The following is a 16,516-nucleotide window of genomic DNA, read 5'->3' as shown; positions in this document are numbered from 1 at the left end:
GTCCCCAGAGAAACTTGCAGAGCATGACGATCAGCTCCCACAGATGATAGAGCTGTTGCCAGCCCGAAACGCGTGCGAACGAGTCGATCATGAATTACCGGTAAGAAACGGAAAGGTCTGCGGATACGGGTGTTGATCGCAGTTGGACCGCACATCATAACGACTGCGGGATACCCCGTATCAAGTCGCTTGAAAGACTGCCGTAAAGGCGTCGAGGAGACGCTGTAAACGCGTTGGGTGATTGCGTCGATCGAATGCGCCGAGCGCGGCGGCAGAAAACATATTGCATGGGAAGGAGACCACCATGACGCGTTTCAGCTTTCGCCGTTCGGCCCGTTCGCACACGGTCGTCGGCGATATTGCCGCGCAAGCAGGCAAACTGGGCATCGAGATCTGCGACGTATCGGGCCACGTCGAAGAAGTGGCCGCGCGCGTGCAACACCAGGCGCAAGTATGCCGCGCGTTGCGCGAATCGGCCGCGCAGACGCTCGCGGGCAATCATCGCATTGCCGCTGCCGCGCGGAAAATGAGCCACGTATCCGCCGAAGCCGCGACCGGCGTGCAGGAATCGCAGCAAACGCTCGCAGCGTCGCTGGCCGACATTCACGGACTCGTGGAAGGCGTGACCGTCATCGAAAGCCAGATCGGCGCGCTGCGCAGCGCGCTGGCGCATGTGAGCCGTGTCTCCGAGGAGATTTCGCTGATCGCGCGTCAGACTCATCTGCTGGCGCTGAATGCCGCGATCGAAGCTGCGCGCGCCCGCGACTCCGGCAAGAGCTTCGCGGTCGTCGCGGCCGAAGTGAAGAACCTCTCGGCGAAGACCGCGCAGGCCACCGGGCAGATCGAGACGACGCTGGCGCAGCTTACGCAACAGACCGAGCAGTTGATCAGCGAGGGATCCGTGAACACCGCGCGGGCGCACCGCGTGCGCGAAGGCGCGCGCAAGATCGGCGACGTCGTGCATGCAACCGGCGATGCGATCGCGCATCTGAACGACGAAGCGGGCCAGATCGCCGTGCTGACCGGCGAGATCGAATCGCAGTGCGACGGACTCGAGGCGCAGGTGCTGGAAATGGCGAGCGGCGTCGAGGATTCGAGCGAGAATTTCGTGCAGGCGAAGGACCGCCTGGGGAATCTGCTCGGTGTGTCCGAAACTCTGATCGAGCTGACCGCCGCGACGGGTGTGGAAACGGCGGATACGCGTTTTATCGAGGCGGTGCAGCGGGCGGCGGCCGCCGTGAGCAAGGCATTCGAAACGGCGGTGGCGCGTGGTGAAGTGTCGATTGAGGATCTGTTCGACCGGCATTATGTGCCGGTGGTCGGGAGCAATCCGCCGCAGTTTTTGACGCGGTTCACTGCGTTGACCGATCGTGTTTTGCCCGCTATTCAGGAGCCTTTGCTTGGTCTCGATCCGCGTGTCGCATTTTGCGCCGCGGTCGATTTGCGGGGTTATTTGCCGACGCACAATCTGAAGTTTTCTTTGCCGCAGCGCGATGGCGATGTGGTCTGGAATACGGCGAATTGCCGGAATCGGCGGATGTTCGATGATCGGACTGGGATTGCCGCGGCTTCACATACGAAGCGGTTTTTGCTGCAGACGTATCGGCGGGATATGGGTGGCGGGGAATTCGTGTTGATGAAGGATGCGTCGGCGCCGGTTTTTGTTGGCGGGCGGCATTGGGGTGGGGTTCGGGTTGGGTATCGGGTTTGAGGTTTTTTGGCCGGCAAAGAGAAGTAAGTGGTCCCCACACCCCGCACGGGGGCAACGCTAATAGACCGCAAACAAAGCAAGGAAAAGCCAAAACGCAAAACCACCCCCCACCAAAACCCAAAAAAACCTCAAACCGCCATCACAGCCCGCCTCCTCTCCGCCCGCTGCATAAAATAATTAGTCGCCACCACCCCAACAGTAACCACGGCAATAAAGAGCGTAGCCAACGCATTCATTTCCGGATTCAACCCCAACCGAACTCGCGAGAAAACAACGAGCGGCAAAGTAGTCGACCCAGGCCCAGACAAAAACGCCGACAGCACCAGATCATCGATAGACAAAGTGAACGACAACAACCACCCAGAAACAAGCGCTTGAGAAATCAACGGCAACGTAATAAAGAAAAACACGCGCAACGGCGTAGCCCCAAGATCCAGCGCCGCCTCTTCGAGCGAAGGATGCAATTCCTTCACCCGCGACTGCACGATGATCGCCACATAAGAAATACACAGCATCACGTGCCCGATCCAGATCGTGAAAATGCCACGTCCGGCCGGCCACCCCAACCACTTGGCCATTTCGATGAACAGCAGCAGCAGCGAAATCCCCTGAATCACTTCTGGAATCACCAACGGCGCATTGATCATCCCCGTATACAGCGTGAAGCCGCGAAAGCGCCCCATCCGCGCGAGCACGAAACCCGCCCACGTGCCAATGACAACAGAAGCAAACGCCGTCAACAACGCCACCCGCAACGACAACCAGGCCGCCGCAATCAACTCGTCATCGCGCAACAACGCCGCATACCAGCGCGTCGAAAACCGCGTCCACACCGTAACAAGTTGCGATTCGTTGAACGAATACACAATCAGACTCACGATCGGTATGTACAGAAACAGAAAACCGATCCCTAACGCAATCAACTGCAAAATCCGGTTCGGTTTCATCAGCGCCTTTCCTCCATCGCCTTCGCCTGCGCGTACTGGAAAAACGCCATCGGCACCAATAACAACAACACCATTGCACACGTCACGGCGGACGCCATCGGCCAATCGGCATTGTCGAAGAACTCATTCCACATCACGCGACCGATCATCAGCGTATTCGCGCCGCCCAGCAATTCGGGAATCACGTACTCGCCCACCGCCGGAATGAACACCAGCAAACAGCCGGCGATAATGCCGTTCTTCGAGAGCGGCAACGTGATCTGCCAGAATGCCTTCCACGGTTTCGCGCCGAGGTCATAGGCGGCTTCCAGCAGCGTCATGTCCATCTTCACGAGATGCGCGTACAGCGGCATCACAAGGAACGGCAGATACGAATAGACCATGCCGATATAAACGGCGGTATTCGTGTGATACAACTCGATGGGCGAGTGAATCAGCCCGATCGACATCAAAAAATTATTCAGCAAGCCGTTGTTCTTCAGAATCCCGATCCACGCATACACGCGAATCAGAAACGAAGTCCAGAACGGCAGCATCACGGCCATCATCAGCAGATTGCGGCTGCCGGGACTCGAACGCGCGATGTAATACGCCATCGGATAGCCGATCAGCAGACACAATAGCGTCGAGATCGCCGCGACCACCACGGAATTCACATAAGTCGCGAAGTACAGACTGTCCGTCAGCAGAAACGCGTAATGCGACAGATCCAACGTGATGTGAATCGCGCCGTCCGCGAACTTCGTCAACTCCGTGTACGGCGGAATGCCGAGTTGCAAATCGGCGAAGCTGATCTTCACGACCAGCAGGAACGGCACGAGGAAAAACAGCAGCAACCAGATGAACGGCCCGGCCACCACCGCGGTGCGGCCGGTCAGGTTGAAGCGCCGCACCGGCCACGTGGCGAAGGAATTGAACGAGCGCTTCATGACGTCAGCACCACGCCGGCCGATGCGCTCCAGCGCACGTACACTTCGTCGCCCCACGTGGGCGGATCGATCTCGGTCAGCGCGAGGCTCGTCACGTTTGCGATCACGGTTTTGCCGGCGTCGAGCTTCACGTGATAAAGCGAATAGCCGCCCATGTAGGCGATATTCGTGACGACGCCCTTGCCCCAGTTGTAGGCGCCTTCAGGCGGTTTGCGCGTCAATGCGATGCGCTCGGGTCGCACCGAAATCGTCACCGGCATGCCGAGCGGACCGGTGATGCCGTGGCTCACATACAAACGGCACGGCAGGTCCGGCGTTTCGATGAACACGTGATCGGGCTCGTCTTCAACCGTATGGCCTTCGAACAGATTCGTCGAGCCGATGAACTCGGCCGAGAAGCGGCTATTCGGATACTCGTACACTTCGTGCGGCGTGCCGAGTTGCACGATCTCGCCTTCGCTCATCACGGCAAGGCGGCCCGCCATGGTCATCGCTTCTTCCTGATCGTGCGTCACCATCATGCAGGTCACGCCGACCTTGTCGAGAATATTGACCAGTTCGATCTGGGTGCGTTGACGGATCTGCTTGTCGAGCGCGGACATCGGCTCGTCGAGCAGCAGCAGCTTGGGCCGCTTGACCAGCGAACGCGCGAGCGCCACGCGCTGCTGTTGACCACCGGAAAGCTGATTCGGCTTGCGCTTCGCGAAACGCCCCATCTGCACCAGTTCGAGCGCGGTCTGCACGCGGTCCTTCAGTTCGGCCTTCGGCACGCCTTCCTGCTTCAGACCGAAAGCGACGTTCCCTTCCACCGTCATGTGCGGAAAGAGCGCATACGACTGGAACATCATGTTGACCGGCCGGCGGTACGGCGGCAATTGCGCGAGGTCTTCACCGTCGATCAGGATCTTGCCCGAGCTCACGCTTTCGAGCCCGGCCATCATGCGCAGCAAGGTCGACTTGCCGCAGCCGGAACTGCCGAGCAGCGCGAACAGTTCGCCCTTCTTCACCGACAGGTTGACGCCTTTGACCGCCACGGTCTCGCCGAACTTTTTCACGACATCGACGACCTGGACGAAGTTGTCCGTGGCGTCGCCCGTAACGGCGTTCAGGCTCGGGGACGGCGCGACGGCCCCTGCCAGCGCGCCCGACTGGTCACTACTCATCACAATGCTTGACTCCGGCGTTTGACGAACAAAGCCCCCGGTGAACACCGAGGGCTTCTGGATGATGCTTACCCGTTCACTCTGGCCGCGGGTCAGCGGCCGGACTTGAATTCAGTCCACAGCCGCGTTTGCAGCCGCTGGATTTCCGGCGGCAACGGCTTCAGCAGGAACAGGGTCTTGATGACTTCAGGCGACGGATACACTGCCGGGTCGTTCGCGACGTCCTTGTCCACGTACTTGCGCGCTTCGAGATTCGCGCTCGGGTAATAGACGGCGTTCGTGATCGCGGCGTGCACCTGCGGCGTTTCGATGTAGTTGATCCACTCGAGCGCGGCTTCCTTGTTCTTCGCGTCCTTCGGAATCGCCATCACGTCGAACCACACCGGCGCGCCGCCCTTCGGAATGTAGTACTCGACCTTATAGGGTTTCTTCGCCTCGACCGCGCGGTGCTTGGCGATCACGACGTCGCCCGACCAGCCGTACGCGAAGCACACGTCGCCGCCGACCAGGTCGTTGATATAGCCCGACGAGTTGAACTGCGTGATGTACGGGCGGATCTTCTTCATCATCTCGAGCGCGGCGCGGTAGTCGGCCGGGTTCGTGCTCATGGGATCCTTGCCGATGTAATGCAGCGCGGCGGCGAACATCTGGTCCGGCGCGTCGAGCACGGACACGCCGCATGCCTTCAGCTTCGAAATGTTTTCCGGCTTGAAAAGAACGTCCCAGCTATCGAGCGGCACGTTCTTGCCGAGAATCTGCTGCGCCTTGGTGACGTTGTAGCCGAGGCCGGTCGTGCCGTAGGCCCAGGGCACCGTGAACTTGTTGCCCGGATCGGCGCCGGCGACGAGCGCCATCAGCGAAGGATCGAGATACTTCAGGTTCGGCAGCTTCGATTTGTCGAGCGGCGCGAAGATGCCGGCGGCGATCTGCTTGCCGGCGTAATTGCTGGTCGGCACGACGATGTCGTAGCCGGAATTGCCGGTGAGGAGCTTGGCTTGCAGCGTGTCGTCGCTGTCGTAGTTGTCGTACTTGACCTGGACGCCGCTCTGCTTGGTGAAGTTCGGGATGGTGTCCTTGGCGATGTAATCGGACCAGTTATACACGTTGAGCTGCGTGTCTTTCGCCGCAGCCGTCAACCACGGCGCCGCGCACAAGACCAGCGCCGCCACTTGCCCCACTACCCGTCTTTTCATTCCGTTCTCCGATCCTGACCGGCCCGTTGCCGGCCGTCCTCACCTGCGCCGCGGCACTGCGCCCACGGCTCCCCTGAAAAACCCGAAAAGTACCATCAATTATTGCGCGCTCCAAAAAAATTGCCGGGCTGTCGCGCAAACGGTACAGCGCAAGCCGTACCGCTGGAAAATTGGCCGCAATTTTAGCGGGTTATGCGCGCGTGTCCACCCGAAAAAAACACCCGTGCCGGCGCGCTTTTATCTGGTTGTCAAGTTGACGCTGTGCAGGGCGCGCCGCGTTCGCGCAAACGGGGGTGGCCCACGGCCGTAATCCGTGACTTCGATACCGGACCGCTAAGGTCGAAGTGCACGCAAGCCGCGAAGCGTTCGACGGTGCACAATAGCCTCAAAGGCTCTCACCGGCCGGGCAACGGCGCGCCGCGAATCGCGTCGCCGCTTCGTCCCAGCCTCGACGCGCCGCCCGCCGTTCGCGCAGCGGGCACGTGGCTTGCAAGAGGATGCAGTCTTGAACCTCAGGCATCGATGAACACAAATCCGTTCGCATTGCGTCCCAACCGCCGCCGGCGTCTGCCGGCCGATGGGCCGGCACGTCCGCCGCACTGGTTCTCGTTCGTCGGCGCGGGCGCGTTGATCGCGGTCGGCTATATCGATCCGGGCAACTGGGCAACCGCGCTCGGCGCCGGCGCGGGTTACGGCTACCGCCTGCTCGGCATGGTGCTGCTGTCGAGCCTGATGGCGATGCTGCTGCAGTGGCTGTCGTCGCGCCTGGGCGTCGTGACCGGGCGAGATCTCGCGCAGGTCTGCCGCGAACGCACGGGCCGCCGCGGCACCCTTTTCCTGTGGCTGACCAGCGAGGTCGCGATCATTGCGTGCGACGTCGCCGAGGTGGTCGGCAGCGCCGTCGCATTGCAAATGCTACTTGGCGTGTCGCTCACGGTCGGGGTGCTGATGTCGGCGGTCTGCACCTTCGCGCTGCTCGCGCTCCAGCAGAAAGGCGGCCGCAAACTGGAAGCGGTGATCGCGACGCTGATCGGCTTCGTCGGCCTGTGCTTCGTGGTCCAACTCGCGCTGGCGCGGCCGGACTGGCACGCGGCGCTCGCCGGCACCGTGCCGAGCGTCGAGTTGCTGCGCAACGCGGGCATGGTGTGGCTCGCGGCGGGCATCGTCGGCGCGACGGTGATGCCGCACAACCTCTATCTGCACTCGGCGCTCGTCAAGCATCACGCGCCCGACGGCAGCGACGCGCAGATCAAGGTCGCGCTGCACGTGGTCAATCTGGACACTTTCGGATCGCTGTCGTTTGCTTTCGTGATCAATGCGGCGCTGCTGATCGTGGCCGCCGCCGTGTTCTACGTGAGCGGCCATCGCGACGTGACCGATCTCGCGGATGCCCACCGTCTGATCGCACCGCTTGTCGGCACGCATTGGGCCGGCATTCTTTTTGCGGCGGCCCTGCTCGCCTGTGGATTGAGCGCGACCGTCACCGGCACGCTGGCGGGCCAGGCGGTCATGGAAGGCTTTCTGCGCATCCGCCTGCCCCGCTGGAAGCGCGCCCTGCTGACCCGCGCGCTGGCGATCGGGCCGGCGCTCTTCGCGGTCGCGCTGTTCGGCCAGCACGGTTCCAATCAGTTGCTGGTGGCAAGCCAGGTGGTGCTGAGCCTGCAATTGCCGCTCGCGGTCGTGCCGTTGATCCGCTTCACGTCGGACGCCAAGCTGATGCGCGGCTGGCGCGTGCGCGGCGTGCCGCTCGTGCTCGCGTGGCTGTCCGCCGCGTTCATCGTCACGCTCAACGGCGCGTTGTTGTGGCAACTGGCGTTCGGCGTCTGAGAGTCCGTTTCTCAACCGGGCTGTCAATGAAGTGACTTTGTAAGTATTCTCTGAGTATCTCGCCATGACCGGCGACGCGGCCTGCTTTCGCGGCGCGCCGGCCATGCGGCCTGTTTCATCGCGGCTGCCGGGTGGTCTGCGGCAGCCGTTTTTGTGCCCATTTTTGCGCCCTTCAGCGCTTTCGCGCGATCGATCCGGTGAGCATCACGGGTGTCGTCTTTCGATGCCCGCCGCGTCCGGTTCGCTCGCCGCCCATGCTCCTGGACGACAGCCCCATGCGCTTTGACACTTCGATCGACCGCCTTGCCCGCAACGCCTTTCCCCAGTTCCGTCAACTCACGGCGCGCTTCTCCCGCGTCATGCTGCCCGCCACGCTGGTCGTGTGCGCTGCGCTGTCCAACGAGGCGCGCGCGACGGTCGCGATGCTGCAACCTGCTCGCGTGGCCGCGGCCAACGAGCCGTTGCAGATCACGCTGCTCTACTCCGCCGACGACGCCAAACCCCTGACCATAACCGTCCCGCCGACCATCCGCGTGACGCTGAGCGCCGGCGAACAGTCGCCGCAGCCGCTCGATTTGCAGCGCGAGCCCGGCGCGCCCGACACGCTGCATCTGCGGCCAGGCGAGTTCCGCAAGGTGCGTTTCTCGGCGCCCTGGTCACAGTCGGCGCGTGGCGAGGTGCGCATCGACCCGGTGGGTTTCGATGCGTCGCCGGCGCTCGTCGCGATCAATCGCGGCCCGCAGCAGGACGCGATTGCCCAGGCGGAACGCGCGGAAAGCCAGGCGACCACGCCCGCTCAAGTTGCGGCGACGGCAGCCGTGGTCGGCGGCCCGACCGGCGACGCCATCGCGCCGCCCGGCGATTCGCTCGCGACCACCGGACGCGGCGTGCTCTCGCACCTTTCCTATTACGATCCGATGTACATCGCCTTCGGCCACAACGGCGACACGAATGCGCGACTGCAATTGAGCTTCAAATACCGCATCCTGATACCGGACGATCTGCGCTCCAAAGCCTTCCTCGACAACCTGTACTTCGCGTACACGCAAACCTCGATCTGGGATCTGTCCGCCGATTCGCGGCCGTTCCGCGACACGACCTACTCGCCGCAATTGTTCTACTACGTGCCGGACACCGGCTGGCAGAGCCCGTTCTTCACGCGCATGGGTTTCGCCGCTGGCGTTGCGCACGAATCGAACGGCAAGGCGGGCGCGGACTCGCGCAGCATCAACATGCCGTTTATCCGGCCGACCTGGGAATTCGGCGATCTGACGGCCAACCACCTGACGGTGTCGCCGAAGATCTATTACTACGTCGGCACGAGCAGCAACCCCGATATCGCCGACTATCGCGGCTATGTCGACTTGCTCGTCAAATACGGCAGCCCGGACGGCTGGCAACTGGCGACCACGCTGCGCAAGGGCACCAAGCACTGGTACGGCAGCGTGGATTCGCAATTCACCTATCCGCTCGCCAGACTGCTGGGCAGCGCGTGGGGCGGCTACGTTTGGGTGGGCTATTTCAACGGCTACGGCGAAGACCTGCTCGATTACAACAACCGCCAGCACTGGATGGCGCGGATCGGCTACAGCATCGCGCGCTGATGTTGATGTGTGCGGGCAATTTCGCGCGTCGAAGGTGGCGTCGAAACATGCGGCGGATGCTGCCAACCGTGCGCGAACCGCGGCCATGCCGGTCGCGCACGGCGGGGTGCATGGCGCGCATCGGTTAACATAGCGGAACTTCGCTTCTCCGCCCCAAGGTTTCCGATGGCTTCGAATCTCCACGATCTTCCCGACAGCCCGTGCATCGGCGTCTGCTCCACGCTGTTCGACGACGTCTGCAAAGGCTGCGGCCGCACCGCCGGCGAAGTCTCAAACTGGGTCTTCCTGAGCGACGAGGAAAAGCGCGCCGTATGGGTTCGCATCGAGCAGGAAGGCACGGCAATGCGGTTTGCGAACGACAAGCTGTAGATTTGCCTGGCGGCTTGCGGCCGCATGATGCTTGCGGCGCTGGCCGCTCGAATTCAAACGTCAAAAGAAAACGCCGGGGCTGAATGAACTGCACCCGGCGTTTTCACACGGCAATGCTTGTCGGTCAAGCTGGCAAGTGACGCGTGACAATCAGAACCGCATCCCGACACCCAAACCGACCACCACCGGCTCGATGCTCAAGCGGCCAAGCGGCTGACCGCCGAGCGAAGCATCCGTATGCATCCAGATCTTCTTGATGTCCGCGTTGACGAACAACGACTTGGTGACCTGCACGTCGACGCCCGCCTGCAACGCCGGTCCCCAGCTGTGATTGTTGATCGAGATCGGCTGGCCGCCCGCGTTCAGGCCGTTGTTATAGAACAGCGTGTAGTTCAGACCCGCGCCGACATACGGACGAATGCGGCCCGCGTGATTGAAGTGATATTGCAACAGCAGCGTAGGCGGCAGTACGTTCACGCCGCCGAGACCGCCGAGGTTCGAAGTAACTTGATGCCGCGACGTGCCGAGAATCAGCTCGACGCCGAGGTTGTCGCGGATCATGTACGTCAGATCCAGTTCCGGCACGATCGCGTTATTCACGCCGACGTTGAGCGCGCTCAGAGACTGGGTCGTGCTCACGTTCGGCATGATGCTGATGGCGCGCAAACGCACCAGTACGTCGCCGGCATGAATGCCGCTGATCGCGTCGTCGCCGGCGGCATGCGCCTGCGGCGCGAGCGCGCCCGCGAACAGCAGGCTCGCTGCGATGGCGGCGGTTCCGATTCTGTTTCTTTTTCTGGACGACTGCTTCATGTGCTTCCCCGCTTTGTTTGTTTGCATGCGGGGATTGTCGAAGTTCTCGTCGCGCGTCAGGTTGACGCGTATCAACCTAGCGAGAATGCCCAGCGCCCTGCGACAGCCGGTCGCGTCGCGCCCGTCAACAGCAGTTCGAGCAGGTCGTGCACGCTGCGAATCGCCGTGCCGAACGGCAACGCTTCGCGGCCGCGGAAGAACAGACCGTTCGCCACGTCGCCACGCAACGCCGCCGCGAGCCGCGTGTCGATGCAGAAGTGGCCGAACTTCTCGATACCATCGCGCCATCCGCACGCGCTGAGACATTCGAGCGCTGTTGGGCAACTATGTTTGAGCGCGCCGACTCTTTCGCGAATCTTCGTTTCATGCCGCAGATAGCGCATCAGCCACGGCGTTTTCACGGCGCGCGCGGGCAGTCCCGTCACGCTGACAAATTCGACGATATCCTCGGGCGTAGCTTCAGCCAGTACGCGCTTGAAATTCGGATGCGCGTCGCCTTCCTCGGTGACGGCGAAGGGCGTACCGAGTTGCACGCCGCTGGCGCCCGCGTTCAGCAGTGCGCGCAAAGCCCCGTGACTGTTGATGCCGCCCGCGACGATCAACGGCACGTCCTGACGGTTCAGGCCGAGCGAGGCGAATACAGCGTCGAGTTCCTCGAGGATGCGCAAGAAATCGAAGCGCCCGTCGTGTTGATCGGCCAGGTTGTTGACGCCGAGATGGCCGCCCGCGTGCGCCGGATGTTCGATCACGACCGCATCGGGCAGACGGCCTTTTTTCATCCATTTCTTCAGCACGAGCGCGACGCCGCGGCTGTCCGACAGAATCGGAATCAGCGCGATGTCGTGGCCCTGGGTCATGTCCGGCAGATCGAGCGGCAAGCCCGCGCCCATGACGATCGCATCGGCGCCGCTCTCACACGCGACGCGCACGTAGTCGGCTTGCGCGCTGACCGCTTTCATCACGTTGACGGCGATCATGCCGCGGCCTTCGCTCAATGCCCTGGCAGACTGGATTTCGCGGGCCAGCGCGGTGAGGTTGGCTTCTTCGAGAGTCGAGCGGTCAGGCGACTCGCGGCAGCGTTCCATCAGATCGCGATGATGATGCCGCAGGTCGATACTTGCGATGGTGCCCAGCGCGCCTTCGCGAGCGACGCTGCCGGCCAGACGGTGCGCCGAGATGCCGACGCCCATGCCGCCTTGCACGATCGGCAGTAGTGAGCGGCCGCGAATGACGAGCGGTGGGAAGGAATGAGAGGTGAGCATGACTGGCCCGATGGCGGATTATCGAAACGCTGATAATCGTCGGTCGGGCGCAGCCTGCGTTGCTTCAGGTCAATGAGCGGGCGAGTGTCCGGGTCATGTGTGCCCTTCTATTGATGCCGGTCAGTCGAATCACGCCTTGAACTGCATGGACTTGAGTTCGAGATATTCTTCGAGTCCGTAGACCCCGTTTTCCCGGCCAAAGCCTGACTGCTTGAAACCGCCGAACGGCGCGGCCATGTTCCACGTGCCGCCGTTGATATCGACCTGGCCGGTGCGAATGCGCCGCGCGACACCGGCGGCACGCTCGTCGCTGCCGGCCCATACCGCGCCGCCCAGGCCATACGGCGAATCGTTGGCGATCCGAACGGCTTCCTCTTCGTCCCTGTAGGTCAGAATCGACAGCACCGGGCCGAAGATTTCCTCTTGCGCGATCGTCGCCTTGGGATGCACGCGGCCGAACACGGTGGGTTTGACGAAGAAGCCCTTCGACAAGCCGTCGGGCAGGCCCGCGCCGCCCGTCACCAGTTCGGCGCCCTCCTCGATCCCCTTGGCGATGTACTGCTGCACGCGCGCCTGCTGCGCCGCCGACGCCAACGGCCCAAGACGCGTCGTCTCATTGCGCGGATCGCCGGCGACGTAGGCTTCGGCGGCCTGCTTCGCCAGCGCGCGTGCTTCGTCGTAGCGCGCTTCGGGCACCAGCATGCGCGTGTGCGCCGAACAGGTTTGCCCCGAATTCAGGAAGCACGCGCTGACCGTGCCTTTAACTGCCGCGGCGAAGTCCGCATCGTCGAGAATGACCGACGCCGACTTGCCGCCGAGTTCGAGCGCCACGCGCTTGACCGTCGCCGAGGCCAGTTCGGACACGCGTTTGCCGGCGCGAGTCGAACCGGTGAACGAAACCATATCGACCGATGGATGGCTCGCCAGCACCTCGCCCACCACCGGCCCATAGCCGCTCACGAGATTGAACACGCCGGCCGGCAGCCCGGCTTCGTGAATCGCCTCGGCCAGTACGAACGCATTCAGAGGCGCGATCTCCGAAGGCTTGAGCACCACCGTGCAACCCGCCGCGAGCGCCGCCGCGACCTTCAACGTGACCTGATTAAGCGGGTAATTCCACGGCGTGATCGCCGCCACCACGCCGACCGGTTCGCGCACCACTAGCGAATTGCCGACGCGTTCCTCGTATTGGAACTCGCTTGCCAGCTTCGCGTACGCACCCCAGTTGTAGACGGGACCGCCCACCTGAATAGCGCGCGCGAGCTTCAGCGGCATGCCGACTTCGCCGGCAATCAGGCCGGCCAGTTCGTCGGTGCGCGCTTTCAGGTTCGCGGCGATCTTGCGCAGATACTCGCCGCGCTCGGCGGCCGGCGTCGCGGCCCAGCCGTCGAACGCCACGCGCGCGGCGGCGATCGCGCTTTCGGCATCGGCCTCGACGCCTTCAGGGATGCGGCCCATGATCTCTTCCGTGCCCGAGTCGATCACGTCGATCGTGCCGGTGCCGGATGGCGCGATCCACTTGCCGTCGATATAAAGTTGCTCGTAGGTCTTCATGATGGTCGGTCCCTGTGTGTGTCGCCGGAATGGTCTTCTATTCTAACCAGCGCTGCGGGGAAGGCCGATGCATGAAGCGCGCGCCATGAAAAAAGCCCGCTTCGGAGAAGCGGGCTTTGCGGTGCGACGTGATTGCGGCGTGGCGTTCAGCCGTGCTTACTGCACGCCCTGGCTCAGCAGGAAGTCTTCGTAGTTGCCACCAAAGTCGTTCAACGTGCCATTCGTCTTCACTTCGATAATCCGATTCGCCAGCCCGCTCACGAACTCGCGGTCATGCGACACGAAAATCAACGTGCCGTCGAACTTGTCGAGCGCGATCTGCAGCGACTCGATCGATTCCATGTCCATGTGATTGGTCGGCTCGTCCATCAGCAGCACGTTGTGGCGGCCCAGCATGAGCTTGCCCCAGATCATGCGGCCCTTCTCGCCGCCGGAGAGCACCTTGACCGACTTGCGGATGTCGTCGGCGTTGAACAGCAGCCGGCCGAGCGTGCCGCGCACCATCTGCTCGTCGTCGCCTTCCTGGCGGTAGCCGTCGATCCAGTCCATCAGCGTGACGTCGTCCGGAAACTCTTCGTACGTGTCCTGCGGCATGTAACCGACGTTCGCGTTTTCGGCCCACTTCACCGTGCCGTGATCGAGCGTCAGCTTGCCGAGCAGCGAGCGCAGCAGCGTGGTCTTGCCCGCGCCGTTCTCGCCGATGATTGCGATACGTTCGCCCGGCTGCACGCTAATGCTGAAGTCGTTGAAAATCTGGCGTTCGTACTTCTTCGAAATCTTCTCGGCCACCACTGCAATGTTGTGCAGCTTCTTCTCGTACTCGAAGCGGATGAACGGGTTCTGGCGCGACGACGGCTTGAATTCCTCGATCTTGATCTTGTCGATCATCTTCAAGCGGCTGGTAGCCTGACGCGCCTTGGACTTATTCGCCGAGAAGCGGCGCACGAAGTCCTGCAGGTCGGCCACACGTTCCTTCGCCTTCGCGTTGGCGTTCTGCTGACGCTCGCGCGCCTGCGTGCTCGCCAGCATGTAGTCGTCGTAATTGCCCGGATAGACCTTCAGCGTGCCGTAGTCCATGTCGGCCATGTGCGTGCAGACCTGGTTCAGGAAGTGTCGATCGTGCGAGATGATGATCATCGTCGAGTTGTACTGGTTGAGCACGTCTTCCAGCCAACGGATCGAGTTGATGTCCAGGTTGTTGGTCGGTTCGTCGAGCAGCAGCACGTCCGGCTTCGAGAACAGCGCCTGTGCGAGCAGCACGCGCAGTTTCCAACCCGGCGCCACGTTGCTCATCGGGCCGTTGTGGTCCTCGATCGCGATGCCGATGCCGAGCAGCAGCTCGCCCGCGCGCGCCTCGGCGGTGTAGCCGTCGTACTCGGCGAACTTCGCTTCGAGTTCGGCTGCGTGCATGTAGTCGTCGTCCGTCGCGTCGGGGTTCGCGTAGATCGCGTCGCGCTCGGTCATAGCGGCCCACATTTCGGCGTGGCCCATCATCACCACGTCGAGCACGCGCACGTCTTCGTACGCGAACTGATCCTGGCGCAATTTACCGAGGCGGATGTTCGGTTCGAGCATGACGTTGCCCGAACTCGGCTCCAGGTCGCTGCCCAGGATCTTCATGAACGTGGACTTGCCGCAGCCGTTCGCACCAATCAGGCCATAGCGGTTCCCTCCCCCGAATTTGACCGAGATATTCTCGAAGAGGGGCTTTGGCCCGAATTGCATGGTGATATTGGCGGTAGACAGCACGGCGCGTCCCTTTGAATGTGATATCGGCGAAAAACCCAATATTTTAGCAGGTTATCGCGAATTCAACCCGCGCGCCCATCGAGCTACCGGCTTGGGACGCCGCGCGGCGTCTGCAGAACGTCGATGAAGGCCGACAGGTCGGCCTCGCCAAGCCCCATCGCCGCGCCGAGCCGCAACAATTGCTGAACCGTCGACGACACCGGCATCGGCGTGCCGGTCTCGTACGCGGTCGCCGCCACCGTGTCGATGTCCTTCTGAAATGTCCGGAACGCGCCGATCGGCGCGAGGCCGGTTTGGGTCATGCGCGGCACGAACGTCTGCAGCAGCACGGAATCGGCCCAGCCGCCCGCCAGACCTTCGGTCAGCCGGGAAGCGTCGAGGCCGCTGCGTTGCGCGAGGCTCACCGCTTCGGCAATTGCCGCCAGCGTCGCGGTGACGATGGTCTGATTGCACAGCTTGGCGGTCTGGCCGGCGCCGACGTCGCCCATGTGCGTGACACGCGACGCGTAGGCGCCGAGCAAGGGCTTGACGGCTTCGACGTCGACCGCGGCGCCGCCGGCCATGACGGCGAGCGTGCCGGCGGTGGCGCCGGCCACGCCGCCTGAAACCGGCGCGTCGATCCAGCCGATGCTGTCGGCGGACGCAGTTCCGACCGCGCGAACCGTCGTCAACGCCGCCGCGCGCTGCGCGAAAGCGCGCGTCGCGGCCGGCGGGATGCTGGAGTGATCGACGATCCAGCGCAACCGGCCCGATACGGGCGCATCGGCGCCAAGAAGGCCCGAAGCGCCGAACACGGTCTCCTCCACCGCCGCCGCATCCGCGACGCACAGCAGCACGGCTTCACACCGTGCGGCAAGTTCGCGCGGCGTGTCGACCACTCGAGCGCCGTCGGCCACCAGCGCTTCCGCCTTCGCCCGCGTGCGATTCCAGACATGCACGGTATGCCCCGCGCGCAGCAGATGCCGGATCATCGGCGCACCCATCAAACCGGGACCGCAAAAACCAATTTCCACTTTCGAACCTCGTCGGATATCAGATTGAGTTGCGCGGACATGATAACGGCGGCGCCTCGCCACGGCATACCGGGCACGGCATGTGCGACATGACTCCCTCACGAGGCCGTTCGCGGCGCTTCTCGTTGCCTATACTTTTTGAACACCAACGAAGATCAAAGGAGGAAGTCCATGTCCGAACACGTCTACAAACAGATCGAACTGACCGGCTCGTCGACGAAATCGAGCGATGACGCGGTCAGCACTGCAATCGCGAAGGCGTCGAAGACGCTGCGCAATCTGCACTGGTTCGAAGTAACGGAAGCGCGGGGCCAGATCGAGAACGACAAGGTGGCTTACTGGCAGGTGACGATCAAGGTAGGCTTGCGCATCGATTGACGCG

General features: G+C 62.7%; 14 protein-coding genes. 5 read left to right on the top strand and 9 right to left on the bottom strand.

Annotated features, from left to right (window positions below; all coding sequences use genetic code 11):
• Positions 1-304 precede the first annotated feature (304 nt).
• A complete protein-coding gene (locus PQR54_RS22810) occupies positions 305-1,711 on the top strand; it encodes a methyl-accepting chemotaxis protein (protein ID WP_408249573.1) in 1,407 nt (468 codons plus the stop codon).
• Between the two features lie 128 nt (positions 1,712-1,839).
• Here PQR54_RS22810 and PQR54_RS22805 read toward each other — a convergent pair whose 3' ends face one another.
• From PQR54_RS22805 to PQR54_RS22790, 4 genes are all read right to left on the bottom strand, one after another.
• Complete coding sequence (locus tag PQR54_RS22805) at positions 1,840-2,658, bottom strand: ABC transporter permease subunit (RefSeq protein ID WP_408249571.1); 819 nt, start codon at positions 2,656-2,658, stop codon at positions 1,840-1,842.
• Positions 2,658-3,587 carry an ABC transporter permease subunit gene (locus PQR54_RS22800; RefSeq protein WP_408249569.1) on the bottom strand — a complete coding sequence of 310 codons (930 nt, stop codon included), beginning with the start codon at positions 3,585-3,587 and terminating at the stop codon, positions 2,658-2,660. Before PQR54_RS22800 ends, PQR54_RS22805 begins: the two co-directional genes overlap by 1 nt.
• Positions 3,584-4,750 (bottom strand): ABC transporter ATP-binding protein, encoded by a 1,167-nt coding sequence (locus PQR54_RS22795; protein WP_408249567.1) that lies wholly within the window; start codon positions 4,748-4,750, stop codon positions 3,584-3,586. Before PQR54_RS22795 ends, PQR54_RS22800 begins: the two co-directional genes overlap by 4 nt.
• Positions 4,751-4,842: 92 nt before the next feature.
• Complete coding sequence (locus PQR54_RS22790; RefSeq protein ID WP_408249565.1) at positions 4,843-5,943, bottom strand: polyamine ABC transporter substrate-binding protein; 1,101 nt, start codon at positions 5,941-5,943, stop codon at positions 4,843-4,845.
• A 522-nt stretch (positions 5,944-6,465) separates the two neighbouring features.
• Between PQR54_RS22790 and PQR54_RS22785 the strand changes: the two genes are divergently transcribed.
• The 3 genes from PQR54_RS22785 to PQR54_RS22775 all read left to right on the top strand — a co-directional run bounded on the left by PQR54_RS22785 (position 6,466) and on the right by PQR54_RS22775 (position 9,743).
• The gene (locus PQR54_RS22785) at positions 6,466-7,770 is read left to right on the top strand and encodes an Nramp family divalent metal transporter (protein ID WP_408249563.1); all 1,305 of its coding nucleotides are present in this window, start codon (positions 6,466-6,468) and stop codon (positions 7,768-7,770) included.
• Between the two features lie 275 nt (positions 7,771-8,045).
• Positions 8,046-9,374 (top strand): phospholipase A, encoded by a 1,329-nt coding sequence (locus tag PQR54_RS22780; RefSeq protein ID WP_408249561.1) that lies wholly within the window; start codon positions 8,046-8,048, stop codon positions 9,372-9,374.
• A gap of 165 nt (positions 9,375-9,539) precedes the next feature.
• Positions 9,540-9,743, top strand: coding sequence for a DUF1289 domain-containing protein (locus PQR54_RS22775; protein WP_310814890.1), 204 nt, complete (start codon positions 9,540-9,542; stop codon positions 9,741-9,743).
• Positions 9,744-9,893: 150 nt separating this feature from the next.
• Here the strand turns inward: PQR54_RS22775 and PQR54_RS22770 are convergent, their stop codons facing one another.
• The 5 genes from PQR54_RS22770 to PQR54_RS22750 all read right to left on the bottom strand — a co-directional run bounded on the left by PQR54_RS22770 (position 9,894) and on the right by PQR54_RS22750 (position 16,134).
• Positions 9,894-10,556, bottom strand: a complete 663-nt coding sequence (locus PQR54_RS22770) for an OmpW/AlkL family protein (protein ID WP_408249559.1) — start codon at positions 10,554-10,556, stop codon at positions 9,894-9,896.
• A 71-nt stretch (positions 10,557-10,627) separates the two neighbouring features.
• Positions 10,628-11,818 carry an NAD(P)H-dependent flavin oxidoreductase gene (locus PQR54_RS22765; protein ID WP_408249557.1) on the bottom strand — a complete coding sequence of 397 codons (1,191 nt, stop codon included), beginning with the start codon at positions 11,816-11,818 and terminating at the stop codon, positions 10,628-10,630.
• Between the two features lie 129 nt (positions 11,819-11,947).
• Positions 11,948-13,372, bottom strand: coding sequence for an aldehyde dehydrogenase family protein (locus tag PQR54_RS22760; protein WP_408249556.1), 1,425 nt, complete (start codon positions 13,370-13,372; stop codon positions 11,948-11,950).
• A 156-nt stretch (positions 13,373-13,528) separates the two neighbouring features.
• Positions 13,529-15,121, bottom strand: coding sequence for an ABC-F family ATPase (locus PQR54_RS22755; RefSeq protein ID WP_408249554.1), 1,593 nt, complete (start codon positions 15,119-15,121; stop codon positions 13,529-13,531).
• An 83-nt stretch (positions 15,122-15,204) separates the two neighbouring features.
• Positions 15,205-16,134 (bottom strand): NAD(P)-dependent oxidoreductase, encoded by a 930-nt coding sequence (locus PQR54_RS22750; protein ID WP_408249552.1) that lies wholly within the window; start codon positions 16,132-16,134, stop codon positions 15,205-15,207.
• Between the two features lie 171 nt (positions 16,135-16,305).
• Between PQR54_RS22750 and PQR54_RS22745 the strand changes: the two genes are divergently transcribed.
• On the top strand, positions 16,306-16,512 hold the full coding sequence (locus tag PQR54_RS22745) for a dodecin (RefSeq protein WP_408249550.1): 207 nt from the start codon (positions 16,306-16,308) through the stop codon (positions 16,510-16,512).
• Positions 16,513-16,516: the final 4 nt, after the last annotated feature.

This window comes from Paraburkholderia phytofirmans (assembly GCF_046028095.1).
GTDB classification, from domain to species: domain Bacteria; phylum Pseudomonadota; class Gammaproteobacteria; order Burkholderiales; family Burkholderiaceae; genus Paraburkholderia; species Paraburkholderia phytofirmans_A.
This window is presented reverse-complemented; position numbering and strand designations above follow the sequence as displayed.